The organism is Paroceanicella profunda, from assembly GCF_005887635.2.
Lineage (GTDB): Bacteria > Pseudomonadota > Alphaproteobacteria > Rhodobacterales > Rhodobacteraceae > Paroceanicella > Paroceanicella profunda.
In genome coordinates, this window is sequence record NZ_CP040818.1 from 2,809,352 (window position 1) to 2,824,693 (window position 15,342).

Genomic DNA, 15,342 nt, shown 5'->3' on the forward strand with positions numbered 1-15,342 from the left:
TCCCCACATACGGAGTTTTTTTCCCGTGGATGAGCAAAATTCCGACGACCCGTTGGCCTTTGACCTGTTCGGGGCGCCGGTGTCGCAGATCCGCGAGCGGTGGGGTCGGCCATCGTTCGCAAAGACGAAGGAAAATCAACAGCTTGTCGCTCTACTGGTGGGGAATGGCTGGTCGCAGAAGCGCGTGGCCGCCCATCTGGGCTGCGATGAGAAGACCCTGCGCAAACATTTTTCCCGTGAGCTCGCCGTGGGCGCGGACCTGATCGAGAGCATGGCGCTCGAGGTCGTGATGGCCCGGATGCGTCAGGGCCACGTTCCCTCGGCGCGCCTGATGCTGGAGCGACTGGAACAGGGCCGCGCCGCGCCGCCTCCGCCCAAGAACGATCCGCGCGAGCCAGCACTCGGGAAGAAGGCGCAGGCGCAGCGGGACGCGGGCGACATGCCGACCAGCTGGGGTGACGTGCTTCCGCAGGTGCACTGATGGCCTTCGACGGCTGGGACTTCTCGTGCCCGGACTGGGCAGACCGGCTGCGTGATGGCCGGTCTCTCGTGCCTCATCTGCCGCTCGACACTGCTGCCGCCGACCAGGCGGTGGCGATCTTCGACCGGCTGCGGCTGCCTGACGTGGTGGGCCAACCTGCGATGGCGGAGGCCGCGGGCGACTGGTTCCGCGACATCATCCGCGCTGCCTTCGGGTCCATCGACCCCGAGAGCGGGCAGCGGCGGGTCGCGGAGATCTTCGCGCTGGTACCGAAGAAGAACTCGAAGACCACCAACGCGGCAGCAATGGGCCTGGTCGCGATGCTCGCGAACCGGCGCCCGAACGCGGAAATGCTGGTGGTGGGCCCGACGCAGGATGTGGCCGACCTGTGCTTCGGTCAGATCCAGGGGATGATCGAGGCAGACCCGGACGAATACCTGTCCAAGCGCTTCCACGTGCAGGAGCACCTGAAGCGGATCACCTGCCGGATCACGAGGGCGGTGTTGAGGGTGAAGACCTTCGACATGCGGGTGATGACCGGCACCAAGCCGGTGCTGGTGATCCTCGATGAGTTGCACGTCATGGCATCGAGCGCCTTCGCATCGCGGGTGGTGGGACAGATCCGTGGCGGCCTGCTCGCCAATCCGGAGAGCCTGCTGGTGTTCATCACCACGCAGTCGGACCGCCCGCCGACCGGAGTGTTCGAGACCGAGCTCAAGTACGCGCGGGGCGTGCGCGATGGCGTGATCCGCGAGGACGTGCGGATGCTGCCGGTGCTCTACGAGTTCCCGGAGGCGGTCCAGATCGACGAGCGCAAGCCGTGGCGCGATCCGAAGCTCTGGCCGATGGTGCTGCCGAACCTCGGCCGCTCCATCTCGATCGAGCGGCTGGTGTCGGAGTACCGCGGCGCCATCGATCGGGGCATCGAGGAGGAGGCCCGCTGGGCCTCCCAGCACCTCAACGTGCAGATCGGTCTCGCGCTGCACACCGACCGCTGGGTCGGAGCGGACTACTGGGTCGCCGCTGGCAAGGGGCCGGCCAGCCTCGATGAGCTGCTGGAGACCTCGGACGTCTGCACCGTGGGCATCGACGGAGGCGGCCTCGACGACCTGCTCGGCGCGGCGGTGATCGGCCGCCACCGCGAGACCCGGGTCTGGCGGTCCTGGGCGCATGCCTGGGCACACCCCATCGCCCTGACCCGCCGGCCGGAGAACGAGGACACGCTGCGCGGTTTCGAGCGGGCAGGGCACCTCACCATCTGCGAGACCCCCACGCAGGACGTGGTCGAGGTCGCGGCCCTGGTGGGGCGCATCTGGTCGGCCGGGTTGCTCCCGGAGAAGGCCGGCGTCGGCCTCGATCCGAACGGGGTGGCGGCCATCGTGGATGCCATCGCGGAAGAGGATGTGCCGGACGAGGTGATCGCGGGCGTGAGCCAGGGCTGGCGACTTTGCGCCGCGATCTGGGGGCTGGAGCGCAAGCTGCATGACGGGACCTTCCTGCATGACGGCTCGCCGATGATGGCCTGGTGCGTGGGCAACGCCCGGGTGGAACCGAGAGGAAACGCGGTGCTGATCACGAAGCAGATCTCCGGCAAGGCGAAGATCGACCCGCTGATGGCGGTGCTAGACGCCGCGATGCTGATGGCGGCCAACCCCGAGGCGCATGCCCCCGGCGGACGCTCGTATCTCGAAGCCTCCGGCCTGATGGTGCTGTGATGGGCAGCTGGTGGCGGCCATGGTCGTGGTTCGGCTCCTCCGTGAGCACGACCGCGAGCCTGCCGATCGATGTCAGCCGCAGGATGCGGCGCCTCGGGCCGGACGGGTTCCTGCAGCTCTCCGCGGTGCTTTGCGGCGTGCGGGTGATCTCCGAGGGCGTGGCGATGGCGCCGCTCAAGGTCTACCGCCAGACCCGGGAGGGGGGCCAGACCCGCCGCCGGCCGGCGACGGACCTGCGGGTCTACGATCTGCTCTACCGCAAACCCAACGAGTGGATGACCGCCTTCGAGTGGCGCGAGCTCATGACCGTGCACGCGGTGGTCTATGGCAACGCCTTCTCGATGGTGAACCGGGTGGGCGGCAAGGTCGACGAACTGATCCCGATCCACCCGCGCGACATGCAGGTAAGCTGGGACAAGGGCGTGCTGTCCTACCGCGCCACGGTGGACGGCCGGCAGTTCGACCTGTCGGTGAGCGAGGTTTTCCACCTCCGCGGCCCCTCGATGGACGGGCGCGTGGGGCTGGAGGTGATGGCGCTGATGCGTGACATGCTCTACCTCACCGCCGGGCTCGAAGGACAGCAGATCGACCTGCAGGAGCAGGGCGGCAGACCCTCGGGCATCCTGTCCTACAAGGGTGACAGGCTCTCGCCCGAGAGCCGCGAGGCCTTGCGCGAGGCGTGGGTCGAGCGCTTCGGTCCGGACGGCCGGGGCGGGGTCGCGGTGCTGGACGAGGGCTGGAGCTTCACCGCGATGCAGGTGAGCCAGATCGACCAGCAGCACCTGGAGAGCCGGCGCTTCCAGATCGAGGAGGTGGCCCGCGCGCTGCGCGTCCAGCCGCTGATGATCATGCAGGCGAGCGGCATGAGCTACGCGAGCGCCGAGCAGCTGTTCCAGGCGCATGTGGTGCACACACTGATGCCATGGTTCGAGCGCTGGGAGCAGGCCCTCGACCGGGTGGTCCTGCCGGAGCCCGAGCTCTACGCCTACCACAACGTGAAGGGGCTGATGCGCGGCACCGCCGTCGACCGCGCCGCCTACTACGAGAAGGCGCTCGGCGCGCCGGGCAAGCCGGGCTGGATGACGCAGAACGAGGTGCGGGACGCCGAGGGCGAGGACCGTGTCGAGGATGGCGACTGGCTGAACAACGGCAACCTGCAGACAGGCACGGAGACCTGAGATGGAGCACAAGTTCCGGGCGCTCGACGATGTCGAGGTGAAGGATCGCACGATCACCGGCTATGCCAGCGTGTTCGACCAGGTCGACACCTACGGCGACACCATCCTGGCCGGCGCCTACGCCAAGAGCATCCGGGCCCGCAAGGCGCTCCCGATGCTCTGGAACCACAACCCGGACGTGCTCATCGGGCGGTGGACCTCGCTCGCCGAGGACGGGAAGGGGCTGCGGGTCACCGGCGAGCTGACGCCGGGGCACACCGAGGCGGAGAACGCCTACGCGAGCCTGAAGGCCGGGCATGTCGACGGCATGTCGATCGGCTACCGGGTGCCGTCCGGCGGGTTCAAGGAGACGGCCGAGGGCGGGCGGCTGCTCAAGCAGATCGATCTGTTCGAGGTGAGCGTGGTTGTGTTTCCGGCCGACGGGAACGCCATGATCGATGCGGTGAAGGCCGTCGATCTCCAGATGCGGGAATTCCGCGACGTGATGCGCAGTGCCATGCGGGACGCTGGCTACGTGCTCACGCGCAAGGAAGCCGAGGCCTTCATGGCCGACGGCTACAAGGGCCTCGAAGCCATGCGGGACGCTGGCGGCAGGCATGAACTGGAAGAGCTGAAAGCAGCCTTCCTCGATGCACTCCACAGCGTGAAAGGATGAGAGCGATGCCTCCGTTCGACGAAGCACAGATCACCGAGTTCAAGGACGCGATGCGGCAGGAGGTCCAGAAGACCTACGCCGACGTGGACAAAAAGGCCACCGCCCTGGGCGAGGTCATGGACGAGTTCAAGAAGAAGCTCGAAGGGAAGGCCGACACGACCGACATCGACGGTCGCCTGAAGGACCTGACCGAGGAACTGAAGAAGGCGGGCGATCGCGCCGACGAGATCGAGCGCAAGGCGAACCGCGGCGGCCTGGGTGGCGGCGGTGCCGAACACAAGTCGGCCGGCCAGCTCTACACCGAGAGCGACGAGTACAAGCAGTTGCAGCGCCAGCGCGGCGGCCGGCAGATTGTCGAGATGAAGGCGATCACCTCGCTCGCCTCGCCCGCGGCGCGCAATCCGCTGCAGACGGTGCAGAGCGTGCCGGGCATCATCGCCGAGCCCGACCGTCCGCTCATGGTGCGCGACCTGCTGCCGGTGGGCACCACCACCTCGCTCACCATCGAGTTCCCGAAGGAGAACGTCTTCACCAACGCTGCGGCGCCGGTGGCCGAGAACACCACCAAGCCCGAGAGCGGCATCACCTTCACGGCGGAGATGGCTCGTGTCGCGACCATCGCCCACTGGATCGCGGCGTCCAAGCAGGTGCTCGACGATGCATCCTTCCTGCAGGGCTACATCGACAATCGCCTCCGCATGGGTCTGATGCAGAAGGAGGACACGCAGCTGCTGAACGGCGACGGGACCGGCACCAACATGCTCGGCCTCATCCCCCAGGCGACCGCCTATGACGACACTGGCATCCCCGGCGTGCCGACCATTGTCGACACGGTGCGCTGGATGAAGCTGCAGGTGCGCAAGTCCTATTACTCGGCCGATGCCGTGGTGCTGAATCCGGCGGACTGGGCGGCGCTGGAACTGCTGAAGGACACGCATGGGGCGTACCTCTACGCAGCCGTGACCACCGGGGCGACGCCGCGCCTCTGGGGCATGCGGGTGGTGGAGAGCGACGAGATCGCGGAGGGCAACGCGCTGGTCGGTGCCTTCAGCCTCGCCGCCCAGATCTGGGATCGACAGCAGGCCTCGGTGATGGTCTCGACGGAGAACGGCGACAACTTCGTCAAGAACATGGCGACCATCCTCGCCGAGGAGCGCCTGGCGCTCACCGTCTACCGGCCGAAGTCGTTCGTCTACGGCGCGCTCACCCCGCCGGCGCCGTAAGGCCATGGCTGCCGTGAAGCGCTATGTCGCCTTGCGGCGGCTCTACGCCGGGCAGGGGGCCTACCACCAGCCCGGCGATGTGATCGAGCTGGCGCCGCACGAGGCGGCGCCGCTCCTCGAAAGCGGCGCGATCCGCGCCGAGGAACCCGCGGCAAAGCCGAGAAAGCGGAAGGCGAAGTGATGCTGCGACCCATCCGCATTGCCGCGCCGGCGGAACCGCTTCTCACCCTCGACGATGTGAAGGAGTGGGGGCGGCACGACAGCATTCTCGAGCCAGTAACGTTTGCGGCTTGCATCTCGGCGGCCACGGATCTGCTCGACGGCTGGAACGGGATCCTCGGTCGCTGCCTCGTGACCCAGACCTGGGCATGGGAGACCTCGAACATGGTAGGGAGATACCTCGACCTTCCGTTCCCGGATGTGTCCGAGGTCATCCTCGATGCCTACAGCGCTACGCCGGTCCGCGAGCTTGTCTATGACACCGGCTCCCTGACCTCAGTGGGGCCGGGGGTGTTCTGCACGGACGCGTATCTGTCGGGCGCGGAGCCGGGCGCGACGTCCTGTCGACTGGAGGAGCGCAATCGCTGCACCCGGCTCCGGCTGGAGGGTGTGGCACCTCGGGTCCCGGCGCAAGAGAGCGAAGGGGCGGTCCGCGTGATCATGACAGCCGGGTATGGTGCGCCGGGAGATGTGCCGGGCGGCATCCGCGTCGCGGCGTTCCTGCTGGCGCAGAACTGGGCAGAGAACCGCGAGGCGGCGGTGGTCGGCACCATGGTCTCCACGCTCCCTTACACTGTGCGCTCGCTTCTGGCGCCTCACGCCGTCGGCGGGATCTGAGGTCATGCGGGCAGGAAGGCTGAAGGCGCGGCTCGCCTTCGATGCACCCGTGCGCAGCCCGGCGCCCGGCGGAGGCACCGTGCTGGGCTGGAGCGAGAAGTTCCGATGCTGGGGCTCAGTCATCGCGCCGATGACTCCGCCTCAGGAGAGCGAGATGCATGAGCGGGTGTCCGGCGGGGCTGTCGTGGCACCGGTTGCCGGGCTGGTGACGGTACGCCTCTCGCCGGACACGCTTGGTGTCCGGGACGATTGGCGCATCCGCGACATCGTCTCCGGCGAGCCGGGGGTCGCAATGCAGATCCGCACTGTTTCCCCGAAACTTCCCGGCGTCCCGTCCCTCAAGTTCGGCGTGGTCTGGAATGCCCCGGGAGAGGAGTGAGCCCACATGAGTAAGGTTGAAGGCATCAAGACACAGCGGGTCCGGGTGAAGCGGCTCACCACCGCGCTGCACGAGCAGGTCGCCGACAGCATCAACGAGACGGTCCGGGAGGTGCACGCGGCGGGCCTCGCCAACCTCGACGCGATGGTGACCCGCCGCACCGGCCGGCTGCGGCGCTACTACCGCAAGGCCTTCCGGCGCGGGACGCTTGAGGGGCTGGTGGGCTACATCGGGGCCAAGGGGCGCGACGCGGCCTTCTACGCCCGCTTCGTGCATGACGGCACCGAGGAGATGGCGGCCCGGCCCTGGCACGACACCGCCATCGAGGAGGTGGCCCCGGACCATGCGCAGCGCATGCGCCGGGCGTCGCCCTCCGAGCTCGCACGCACCGGCGGCGGGCGCGCCCGGAGGGTCCGATGAGCTTCGCGCGCCGCTGGGCGCTGCAGGTCGCCGTGGTCGCGCGGCTGCGCGCCGCGCTGACCGGGATGGGCCCCGGCGGAACCGACCTCTACGTGCACACCGCGCCCCCGGCCGAGCGGCCGGCGGTGCATCTGCGCGTCGACGGCTGGGCGGTCCTGCCCCGCCGCCGGGCCGGGCCGGGGGCCACGGTCGACAGCGTGCAGAGCTTCATGGTCCATGTCTTCGCCTCGGCCGTGCCCGGCACCACGCCGGCGGCCGAGGCCACCCGCATTCAGGGGCTCGCGCTCGCGGCCCTGGAGGATTGGCAACCCATCCCGGGCGCGACCGGGGTTGACCACGTGAGCAGTTCGGACGCGCCCGACCAGAACCCGGCCACCCACCACGCGGTGAGCCGGTTCCGCATCCATGCAGGAGGATAAGTCATGGCGAATGAAGTCGCGGTGAAGGGCAAGGACAGCAGGATGTCCATCAACGACGGCTCCGGCTTCGTGGAGCTGGAGAAGCAGAACGAGGGCACGCTCTCGCCCGGCGTGAGCGCGTCGAGCAAGAAGCACAAGGTCGGCCAGACCCCGATCCGCACCGAGGCGGGGATGAGCTTCACCACCACCTTCACCAAGACCCGGCCGCTGTTCCCCGGCCAGTCGCTGGCCTACGCGGCGCACGAGTCCGGGGAGCTGGTGCAGGTGAAGATCGCGGACCAGAGCCCGGGCGGCGAGGTGTGGACCGGCACGGCGATGATCGTGCTCGGAGACGAGGCCTCCGGCACCTCGGGCGAGACCGTGGACGTGCCGGTCACCGTCACCTTCGACGGTGCGCCGGCGAAGACCGTCACGCCGGCCCCGTGATGGCGCACGGGGACATCGCGATCACGCTCGCGGGGCGCGGCTATGCGCTGCGCCCGACCTTCGGCGCCGCCCGCGAGATCGAGCGGCGCACGGACTTCGCGCTGGCCGAGCTCTGCCAGGTGCACCGCGCCGGCCGGCTGAAGTACGAGGAGGCGGCCACCATCATCTGGGCCGGCGCCGAGGCGGCGGGCGAGCGCTTCAACGTCGATGACGTGGCCGAGGCGGTGTTCATGGTGCGGATCACCGACCCGGCGCTGCGCGAGGCCATCGGCCTCTTCCTCCTCGCGCTGCTCTGGTCGCCGGAGACCGCCCGAAAAAAGTGGCTCGAGGAGACCGGCGCGGCCGATCCGACTGGCTGACCGCCGTCTCCTCCTTCGCAACCGTGCACCTGCGCTGGTCGCTGGCCGATCTCTGGTCGGCGACCCCGCAGGAGTTCTGGGCGGCGCATGACGCGCATCTCGCCCATCTCCGCGCCCGGCAGGGCTCCCGCCAAGGCTGATCCCCCCATGCCCACCCATGACGAGATCCTCACGCGCTACACCGGCGACGTGACCGGCTTCCTGCGCGCCACGTCGCAGTATGACCGGCGGCTCGCGCAGCTCGACGGCTCGGTGCGCACGCGGCTCGACCGGATCGACGCGCGCTGGGAGCGTTCGGCCCGGGTGATGCACGGCGTGCGCGGCGTGCTCTCGGGGCTGGCGGTGAGCTTCTCCATCGGCAGCTTCGTGCGGGACGCCGTGACCGCCGCGAAGGACTTCGAGGCGGCGATGAACCGCATCGGCGCGGCGAGCGGTGCGGCACAGGCCGACCTCGACAGGCTCGCGGCGAAGGCGCGCGAGCTGGGCCGCACCACCGCCTTCTCCGCCTCCGAGGCGGCGGATGCGGCCGAGGTGCTGGTGCGCAACGGCGTCTCGGTGCAGGAGATCCTCGGCGGCGCGCTCGACGCCTCGCTGACGCTGGCCGCGGCCACCGGCGGGCAGCTCGCCAGCGCCGCCGACCTCGCCACGGACGTGATGGCGCAGTTCGGCCTCAAGGCGCGCGATCTCGCGCAGGTGGTCGACATCGTCACCGGTGCCGCGGTGAACTCCAAGTTCGGCTTCAACGACCTCGCGGGCGCCATCGCGCAGGGCGGCGCGGTGGCCGCGCAGGGCGGGCTCGACTTCGGCGAGTTCGCCACCGCGCTCTCGCTCACCGCGCAGGCCTTCTCCTCGGGCTCCGATGCCGGCACCAGCTTCAAGACCTTCGTCACCTCGCTGTCGGGCAACTCGAAGGAGGCCCGCGCCGAGATCGCGCGGCTGGGGCTCGAGTTCTACGACGCGACCGGCACCCTGCGGCCGATGTCGGCGGTGGCCGAGGAATTGCGCCGCGCGCTCGCCGGGCTGTCGGAACAGCAGCGCACCGTCTCGCTGAAGACGATCTTCGGCACCGACGCGATCCGCACCGCCGCCACGCTGGCCGAGGCCGGCGCGGCAGGCTTCGACACGCTCGCCGCCTCCATCGCCAAGGTGTCGGCGCAGGACCAGGCCGAGGCCCGCATGGCCGGGCTCGAAGGCAAGCTGAAGGCGCTGGCCGCCGCCTGGGAGGGCGTGCTGCTCTCGCTCGGCGAGGGCGGCGGGCTCGCGGCCGCCACCGTCGCGGTGCAGGGGCTCACCGAGGCGCTCACTGCGCTGCAGGAGAACGTCCCCGAGATCGCGGCCGGCATCGGCGCCTTCGCCGGTGCCCGGGGCCTCGGCGCCCTGATTGCTGCCACGAAGGCCTCGGCGGCCGCGGCGCGGGACGCGACCACGGCCACGGCGGCGCAGGTGCGCATCGCGCAGACCGAAGTGGCCGCCGCCGAGGCGCAGGTGGTGAAGACAGCGCAGAAGGCGGCGGTGCTGCGGCAGCTTCAGAATGCGACCAACGCGACGAAGGAGAGCACGAAGGAGCTTGAGAAGGCAGAGCGCTCGGCAGCCAACGCCCGCACCCGCCTGACCCGCGCCACCGAGGCTGCCAGCCGGGCGACCACCGCGAACGCCGCCGCCGTCGCGCGCCTCTCGGCCACCACGCGCATCGCACAGGGCGTGATGACCGGCCTGCGCGGGGCGATGGCCTTCTTCGGCGGGCCTGTCGGCCTCGCGATCACCGCCGCCTCGGTGGGCATCGCGGCACTCTCGGCCAACACCGAGAGTGCGCGCGAGCGCATGGAGCGGCTCACCACCAGCACTGGAACGCTGGACCAGGCGGTGAGCACGCTGAAGGACACGCAGGACGCTTACAAGAAGGCAATCTCCACCACCGGTGACGCGCAGGTAAAGGCCTCGGGCAAGATCATCGCGGCGACGAAGGCGGAGTACGATGCCAAGCGCGAGCTGCTGCGCCTCGAGACGGAGCGCGCGCGGCGCGAGCAGGCAGAACGCATTGCGGCTGCGGATGATCTCGAACGGGACCTGGCCGACTATGAGAGCCGACCGGCCAATCGGCGTTCCACCGCCCGCGCCGAGGATATGCGCGAGCGCCTTCTGCGCCTGCAGATCCGAAGAGAGGAAGCGGACCGGGAAATTGCTACTGCCGAGCGCGCGCTCAACGGCCAGTTCCCCGACCTGGCCACACTGCCGCCGAGCAACAGCGGCGACGGAGACGGCGACAATGGCGGCGGTGGAAAGGGTGGCAGTGGCGACAAACCCGACCCGCCGACCACCTCGACCACCTCGAAAGGCACCACGCCGAAGAGCCTCTCCGATCTCCTCGCCGGCTCGGCCGAGCGCATCGCGGCGCTGCGCGACGAGAGCGTGGGGGTGCGCCGGCTCGACACCGACACCGCGGCGCTCGAGGAGCGGGTGCGCCTGCTCTCGGAGGCGCGCGCGGCCGGGATCGACCTCGACGCGCGCACCGCCGCCGGCGGGCAGACGGTGCGCGAGGTCCTCGAGGCGCAGGCGGAGGCCTACGGCAAGGCGAAGGCCGGGCTCGATGACCTGCAGGCCGCCGCGGCGCTCTATGCCGAGACCCGCACGCCGGAGGAGACGCGCGGGCAGCGGAAGGCCGACATCGAGGCGCTGCGCCCGGCGCTCATCCGGTACCTGGGCGACGAGGCGGCGGCCAACGAGGTGCTCGCCCGCGCGATCAGCAAGGTGGACGGTGCCTATGCCGACAGCAGCCGGGCCGGCGAGGACATGGTCTCGACCCTCACCGATGGCCTGCGCGGCCTCGCCGACGAGACCCGCTCCGCCGGCGACGTGATCCTCGACGTGATCGCGCAGATCGTGAGCGCGAACGCGGGGAGCTTCTTCACCGCGCTCGCGGGCGGCGCCTCGACCGGCGTCGGCGGGGCGCTCGGCTCGGGCCTGCTCGGGCTCTTCGGCGGCACCTCGGCGGCTCCGGCCGTCTCGGCCAACACCGCCCCGGTCGCCGGCATGACCGCGATCCTGCCCACCGGCCACGCGGGCGCGGTGATCGGGGTGCGCGCCTCGGGCACGACCCGGGTCGACCCGCGCGTCTTCGAGGACGCGGAGCGCTGGCACACCGGCGGAACGCTCGGGCTGAAGCACGGCGAGGTGCCGTTCATCGGCAAGGTGGGCGAGCCGATCTTCCCGGACATCGAGAGCGCCGCCGCCTTCGGCCAGCAGCCGCGCGGCGGGGACAACGTGACCATCACGATCAACAACCCGACCGGCTCTGCGGAGGAAATGATGGCCCGGCTCACCCAGGCGCTCGATCAGCGCGAGCGCCAGCGGGCACAGCGCGAGGCCACCCGGCGCTTCACCAACCCGCGCATGACGGGGGGCTGAGGCCATGCGCTACGTCCACAAGTGGCCGGCGGACGTGCCGCTGCAATTCTGCCAGTGGCGCGACGCGCCCGACCCGGTAACCACCGCCGGCACGATCAGCATGGCCCCCTATGGCGGGCGCGGCCCGCAGCGCGCGCAGGTGGCGCTCTCCGGCGAGATCGCCAATGCCGCGCAGGCGGCGGCGATGGCGGTCTGGCTGGCGGATCTCGACGGCGGCGGCGCGCTGGCGCTGCTCGCGGACTTCGACCGGGCGCTCTACGGCTACTCGCCACGCTACGCCGAGAGCCTGGCCCGGGCCGGCGAAACGCCGTGGCGCGCCTCCAACGGCATGCCGCAGTACTGGCGCTCCAGCACGGGCGACCTGCTCGGCTGGTCGGCAGGCGCGCGGGTGGTCTCGGGTGGCTCGGCGGGCAACCGGATGATCGGGCTCGCCGGGCTTTACCCCGGCGCGGTGCTCGGGAGGGGCCAGAAGATCCGCATCGGCGTTCGCCGCCATGTCATCGCCTTCGGCGACACGGTCGCGGCGGATGGCACGGTGCAGATCCGGGTCGCGCCGCATTTCTGCGCCGCGGTGCCGGTGGGAACCCCGGTGACCTATCCCGGCGACATCGGCCTGTTCCAACCGATCTCCTGGAGCGTGCCGAACTATGACCAGGACCGGCGCGGCGGCTGGTCGATGACCTTCCGGGAAACCTATCCCGAGGAACAGCGGGAGACCCTGACCTATGTTTGAACCGGTGTTCCTGACCGATTACGCGCCCGCGCTGGTCGACGCGCTGGAGCGGCCCTATCACCACGTGGTCGAGCTGGCGCATCTCGACTGGCCGGGGGGCGAGGTGCTGCTCTGGTCCGGCCTCGGGCAGCTTCCGCTCGCCGGCCGGGTGTTCGATGGCTCCGGCGGGCTCGGCGAGATCGAATATGCCGAGGACGCGGACGCCGACGCGGTGCAGACCGTCACCGCCCGGCTGCGCGGCTTGCCGCTCTCCTTCCTGGAGGAGCAGGTGCGCGAGGATCTCGCCGGCCGCCGCGCCGCCTTCGGCTGGACCCTGGTCGGGGAGGATGACCTGCCGATCCCGGCGCCGGTGTTCTCCTTCAACGGCTACCTCGACGGCCGGCGGATCTCTGTGGCCCGGTCCGAGGACGGGCTCTCCGTCGAGGTCGCGGTCACCGTCACCACCGGCGAGCGCCCGGCCTCGCGGATCTCGCAGCGGCACACGCCGCAGGACGTGACCGGCACCGACACCGGCTGGGAGCACCTCACCGCGCTGGCCGAGGATCCGCCGCAATGGCCGGGGGTGGCGGAATGAGCGGGGCACCCTCGCCCGAGGCGGTGCAGCGCGCGGTCTCCCGGGTGTTCTCGCGCCGCTTCGCCTGGGGCGAGGCGGATTGCTGCCTTGCGGTGGCGGACGTGCTCTGCGCCCTCGGCCTGCCGGACCCGGCCGCGCTCTGGCGGCTGGGCTATGACCGCAAGTGGGCCGAAGCGGCGCTGGTGGGGGCCGGCGGGCTCGCCGCGCTCATCGGCGACGTGGCGAAAGAACAGGGCTGGCCGCGGGTGTGCAGCCCGCAGCCGGGCGATATCGGTGCCGGAGCCACGCTCGCGATCTGCGACGGCCGGCGGTGGTGGGCGAAGGGCGCGCGCGGCATGGTCGCGGTGCCGGTGCCCGATGTGATCTGGCGGGTGTTCTGATGGGCAAGGCGGTTCCGATCATCACCTCCGTCGCGGCCATCGCCGCGGGAGTGCTCATCCCGGGAAGCTTCGCGGTGCTGGGCGCCACCATATCCTACGGGGCGCTTGCCGCGGCGGCGGTCTCCGTCGCCGGCGGGTTGGCGGCCACCGCCCTCGCCGAGGACGCGGGAAGCCAGGTGCCGCAGACCAAGGTGTCGGGCGAGGCGGCGGTCACCAACCCGAGCCTGCGCTTCGCCTATGGCGCCTGCGACGTGGTGCCGGTGCAGATCTTCCGGCATGTCGACGGCGCGACCTACTACGGGGTCTACCTGCTCAACTCCCGGCCCTCCGAGGGCGGCTTCGTGCTCAAGGTGAACGACGAGGTGCAGACCCTCGGCGCCGCCGGCGGGGCGGACCCCTATGACTTCGACGCGGGCGGGCTGGTCGCCACCGGCAAGTACGGCGCGCAGAACGGCGACGGGCCGATCAAGGTGTGGTTCTCGCGCGGCGACCACACCGGCCCGCCGGCGCAGTGGCGCGCGGAGATCCCCGACGCCATCGCGGCGACGGATGTCTGGGCCGGCATGACGCTGATGTTCGTGCGCCTGCGCTACGGCGGGGCCACCACCGCCTCGCGGCTCTGGAAGGGACGCTTCCCGGCCCTCCGGGTGTTCGGCTACTGGTCGCTGGTGCATGACCCCCGCGACCCGGCGCACGACCCCGACGACGCCGCCACCTGGGGCTGGTCGGACAACCCGGCGCTGGTCGCCCTCGACCTGCTGCGCCACCGGCGCGCCCTCGGCCGGGAGGCCTTCCTGATCGACTGGGCGGACTTCGCGACGGCGGCCGATGACTGTGAGGTCGCCGGGCTGGAGTATCGCGTGAACGGGGTCATCATGCTGGAGACGCGGGAGTACACGCTGCTCGACCCGGTGCTCCGGGCCTGCGGCGGCCAGCTGTCGCGCGAGGGCGGCGTGCACCGGCTCCGGGTGGCCCGCTGGCGCGCCCCGGTGATGACCCTCACCGAGCCGCTGGGCGGCAGTTTCGAGTTCACCGAGCAGGGCCCGGCCTATGCGCTCTCCTCCGGAGTGGTGTCGACCTTCGTCTCGGCGGACCTCGGCTTCGTCGCCGACCAGGTGCCGGACTATGTCACCGGCGCGGGCGATGACCGTGACCGGCTGGAGTTCGAGCTGGTCACCGACTGGCGGCAGGTGGAGCGGCTGCAGCAGATCGCGCAGCGTGCGAGCCTGCGGCAGGGGAAGCTCTCCGGGGCGATGTTCCCGGCCTCGGCCCTGCCGCTGCGGGTGGGCGACTTCGTGACCCTCGCCATTCCCGGCTTCGAGATCGCGAACGGGATCTACCGGGTGCTCTCCAAGCGCCCGCGCGTGATCCGCAACGACCAGGGTTCGGCGATGATCGCGGTCGATTTGGAACTGGGCGAGACCGCCGAGGCGGTGTTCGCCTGGGATCCGGTCACCGACGAAATGCCATATCAAGTCGCGGCGGGCACCGCTTCGGTGGCGATCACCGTCTCGCCGCCGGGCGTCGCCGCGGCGCCGGTGTTCCGCAAGGTGGAGACCGGGGGCACGGCCATCGACGACCCGGTGCTCGCGCTGCAGCTCACCGCCAGCCCCGCGCCCTTCGTGGACCATTACCAGATCCGCCAGCGTGAGCTGGGCGGGCGCTGGCGCGTGGTCCTCGAGGTGGAGGCGGTGGAGTTCGAGGGCGGCGTGCTGGAGGTGATCCTGCCGGCCACGCTGGGCTTTACCTACGAGACCGGCGCCCGCGCGGTGTCGGACGTGGGCGCCTCGCCCTGGGCGAACACCGGCGCCGTCACCGTCACGCCCGAGGCCGCCACCCTCTCGCCGCCCTATGGCGGGCGCGATGAGCATGGCGGCGCAGGCACCGCGGCGGTGAGCTTCATCGTGCCGCCCAACGCGGCCGGGCTCAACATCTACCGGGTGGGCTCCGGGCTCCTCGAGGAGATCACGGCCGCGCCGGGCGACCGGGTGACCTTCAGCGAGGCCCTCGGCGCGGGCGTCTACAGCTACACCGCCCGGGCGCGGAACACCCTCGGCGATCTCTCCGGCGCCTCCGCCCAGATCCGCGTCACCGTCACCACCGGCGGCGGCGACTGAGGCGCGCGAGCGCCCCTTCCGAACCATCACAAGAGGTAAGA

Annotated in this window: 18 protein-coding genes; all 18 read left to right on the plus strand. The window is 70.7% G+C overall.

The features are described from left to right. The first annotated feature begins 25 nt into the window (after positions 1–25). The 18 genes from FDP22_RS12555 to FDP22_RS12630 are packed head-to-tail and all read left to right on the plus strand — an operon-like array spanning position 26 to position 15,301. Positions 26–481, plus strand: a complete 456-nt coding sequence (locus FDP22_RS12555) for a hypothetical protein (protein ID WP_138579646.1) — start codon at positions 26–28, stop codon at positions 479–481. Further along, positions 481–2,196 carry a terminase large subunit gene (locus tag FDP22_RS12560; protein WP_138579644.1) on the plus strand — a complete coding sequence of 572 codons (1,716 nt, stop codon included), beginning with the start codon at positions 481–483 and terminating at the stop codon, positions 2,194–2,196. The genes FDP22_RS12555 and FDP22_RS12560 overlap by 1 nt, the downstream gene beginning before the upstream one ends. Then, positions 2,196–3,374, plus strand: coding sequence for a phage portal protein (locus FDP22_RS12565; protein WP_138579642.1), 1,179 nt, complete (start codon positions 2,196–2,198; stop codon positions 3,372–3,374). The genes FDP22_RS12560 and FDP22_RS12565 overlap by 1 nt, the downstream gene beginning before the upstream one ends. A 1-nt stretch (position 3,375) precedes the next feature. Then, positions 3,376–4,029: an HK97 family phage prohead protease gene (locus tag FDP22_RS12570; protein WP_138579640.1), complete on the plus strand. Its 654-nt coding sequence runs from the start codon at positions 3,376–3,378 to the stop codon at positions 4,027–4,029. Positions 4,030–4,034: 5 nt separating this feature from the next. After that, a complete protein-coding gene (locus tag FDP22_RS12575) occupies positions 4,035–5,252 on the plus strand; it encodes a phage major capsid protein (RefSeq protein WP_170317683.1) in 1,218 nt (405 codons plus the stop codon). A 13-nt stretch (positions 5,253–5,265) separates the two neighbouring features. Further along, entirely contained in the window at positions 5,266–5,433 is a 168-nt protein-coding gene (locus tag FDP22_RS24500; RefSeq protein ID WP_170317684.1) for a hypothetical protein, read from the plus strand. Next, on the plus strand, positions 5,433–6,089 hold the full coding sequence (locus FDP22_RS12580; RefSeq protein WP_138579636.1) for a head-tail connector protein: 657 nt from the start codon (positions 5,433–5,435) through the stop codon (positions 6,087–6,089). The genes FDP22_RS24500 and FDP22_RS12580 overlap by 1 nt, the downstream gene beginning before the upstream one ends. Positions 6,090–6,093: 4 nt before the next feature. Continuing rightward, the gene (locus FDP22_RS12585; protein ID WP_138579634.1) at positions 6,094–6,468 is read left to right on the plus strand and encodes a head-tail adaptor protein; all 375 of its coding nucleotides are present in this window, start codon (positions 6,094–6,096) and stop codon (positions 6,466–6,468) included. Positions 6,469–6,474: 6 nt separating this feature from the next. Beyond that, on the plus strand, positions 6,475–6,888 hold the full coding sequence (locus FDP22_RS12590) for an HK97-gp10 family putative phage morphogenesis protein (RefSeq protein ID WP_143972260.1): 414 nt from the start codon (positions 6,475–6,477) through the stop codon (positions 6,886–6,888). Beyond that, positions 6,885–7,307 carry a hypothetical protein gene (locus FDP22_RS12595; protein WP_143972261.1) on the plus strand — a complete coding sequence of 141 codons (423 nt, stop codon included), beginning with the start codon at positions 6,885–6,887 and terminating at the stop codon, positions 7,305–7,307. The genes FDP22_RS12590 and FDP22_RS12595 overlap by 4 nt, the downstream gene beginning before the upstream one ends. A 3-nt stretch (positions 7,308–7,310) precedes the next feature. Next, positions 7,311–7,733, plus strand: a complete 423-nt coding sequence (locus tag FDP22_RS12600) for a hypothetical protein (RefSeq protein WP_138579678.1) — start codon at positions 7,311–7,313, stop codon at positions 7,731–7,733. Further along, entirely contained in the window at positions 7,733–8,092 is a 360-nt protein-coding gene (locus FDP22_RS12605; protein WP_138579680.1) for a GTA-gp10 family protein, read from the plus strand. Before FDP22_RS12600 ends, FDP22_RS12605 begins: the two co-directional genes overlap by 1 nt. After that, positions 8,053–8,232 (plus strand): hypothetical protein, encoded by a 180-nt coding sequence (locus FDP22_RS24505; RefSeq protein ID WP_138579682.1) that lies wholly within the window; start codon positions 8,053–8,055, stop codon positions 8,230–8,232. Before FDP22_RS12605 ends, FDP22_RS24505 begins: the two co-directional genes overlap by 40 nt. Before the next feature lie 7 nt (positions 8,233–8,239). Further along, positions 8,240–11,497 (plus strand): phage tail tape measure protein, encoded by a 3,258-nt coding sequence (locus tag FDP22_RS12610; protein ID WP_170317685.1) that lies wholly within the window; start codon positions 8,240–8,242, stop codon positions 11,495–11,497. Positions 11,498–11,501: 4 nt separating this feature from the next. Then, positions 11,502–12,230, plus strand: a complete 729-nt coding sequence (locus tag FDP22_RS12615) for a hypothetical protein (protein ID WP_138579662.1) — start codon at positions 11,502–11,504, stop codon at positions 12,228–12,230. Further along, a complete protein-coding gene (locus FDP22_RS12620; RefSeq protein ID WP_138579664.1) occupies positions 12,223–12,804 on the plus strand; it encodes a hypothetical protein in 582 nt (193 codons plus the stop codon). Before FDP22_RS12615 ends, FDP22_RS12620 begins: the two co-directional genes overlap by 8 nt. Further along, positions 12,801–13,184 carry a DUF6950 family protein gene (locus FDP22_RS12625; protein ID WP_138579666.1) on the plus strand — a complete coding sequence of 128 codons (384 nt, stop codon included), beginning with the start codon at positions 12,801–12,803 and terminating at the stop codon, positions 13,182–13,184. The genes FDP22_RS12620 and FDP22_RS12625 overlap by 4 nt, the downstream gene beginning before the upstream one ends. Continuing rightward, the gene (locus FDP22_RS12630; protein ID WP_143972263.1) at positions 13,184–15,301 is read left to right on the plus strand and encodes a phage tail protein; all 2,118 of its coding nucleotides are present in this window, start codon (positions 13,184–13,186) and stop codon (positions 15,299–15,301) included. Before FDP22_RS12625 ends, FDP22_RS12630 begins: the two co-directional genes overlap by 1 nt. Positions 15,302–15,342 lie beyond the last annotated feature (41 nt).